Annotated in this window: 1 protein-coding gene and 1 rRNA gene; both read left to right on the forward strand. The window is 31.2% G+C overall.

All coding sequences use genetic code 11. The features are described from left to right. Positions 1–666, forward strand: a 666-nt coding sequence (locus tag WY13_RS15510) for a transposase (protein WP_156499064.1), incomplete at its 5' end; no start/stop codon positions are given. Between the two features lie 599 nt (positions 667–1,265). Further along, positions 1,266–1,463: ribosomal RNA gene (locus WY13_RS15515) — 16S ribosomal RNA — on the forward strand; the annotation flags it as partial.

Consider the following 1,463-nt stretch of genomic DNA (forward strand, 5'->3'; position numbering starts at 1 on the left):
ATGGAGAACTTCTTGTATTTTAAGTATTTTAAAATTACTGCGGATGCAGGTTATGAAAGTGAAGAAAACTATGTTTATGTTAAAGAAAACGGACAGTTATCATATATTAAACCAGCAAATTATGAAATATCAAAAACAAGAAAATATAAAAATGATATAAGCCGGATAGAAAATATGGAATACAACAAATTTGATGATTATTATACTTGTAAAAATAATAAGAAGTTAACTGTAAATAGAATAATAAAAAGGAAGAGCCGGACTGGCTATGTAAGTGAAAAAACAATCTATATATGTGAAGATTGCAATAACTGTAAATATAAGAGTAAATGTATAAAAGGGCATAACTGTAAAATTCCATTAGAAGAAAGAGTCAAAAATCTTGAAACTTCAAATCTGTTCAACATGCTTCGCAAAGAGAATCTCGAAAGAATTGTGAGTGAAGAAGGTTGCGAGTTAAGAATGAATCGAAGTATCCAAGCCGAAGGCTCTTTTGCAGAGATAAAACAGGCTATGGGATTCCGCAGATATCTAAGTAAAGGTAAAAAGAATATTTTGGCGGAAAATGTTCTATTAGCGATGGCACATAATATAAATAAGCTTCATAATAAAATTCAGTCAGCCAGAACAGGGACACATCTTTTTCAACTTGAAAAGAGCGCTTAATTTTAAAATTTTAAAGGCTTCATAAATAAAAAAAGTCTTAATATCGAAGGCTTATTAAATTGCGTCATTTTTTAGTTATCAAGTTTATTTTACTTTAAATTATCGTGTGAATTTCTATAAAATGTTAAAAAAGCACTGTCGCATTAGCATAATTTTTTATGCTAATGCAACAGCCCCTTTATTTTGTTATATTTAAAAATCAACATAACCTAGTGTGTCGGTATAAGAATATTTAAGGAATAAGTATTATAGTTTATGTATTATAAGATAATTTTATATAATGGTGATATTTTTGAATTATGTATATAGGTAATGTGTTAGAATAGCAACTGTCGTCATCAAGCGAAGACATTAATTTGAAAATATCAATTGTAATGTCTCATGCAATTCAAAATTAAGTTTTGAAAAAAAGATGTTGACAAAGTAAGAAATACATGATAAACTGTAAAAGCTGTCGAAGTGAGACGGCAAAATGATCCTTGAAAATTAAACAGAGGAAGATATAAGTACAACTTATTTAGAATAAACCAGCAATTCTTTTGAGCTGCGAGAGCAGCTAAAAAAGTAATTTCGTAATAAGAAGAGTCAATACAAACTTTTAAATTAAGAGTTTGATCCTGGCTCAGGACGAACGCTGGCGGCGTGCTTAACACATGCAAGTCGAGCGATGAAGCTCCTTCGGGAGTGGATTAGCGGCGGACGGGTGAGTAACACGTGGGTAACCTACCTCAAAGAGGGGGATAGCCTCCCGAAAGGGAGATTAATACCGCATAATAATCAGTTTTCACATGGAAATT

It is taken from the genome of Clostridium ljungdahlii (assembly GCF_001636845.1).
Lineage (GTDB): Bacteria > Bacillota > Clostridia > Clostridiales > Clostridiaceae > Clostridium_B > Clostridium_B ljungdahlii_A.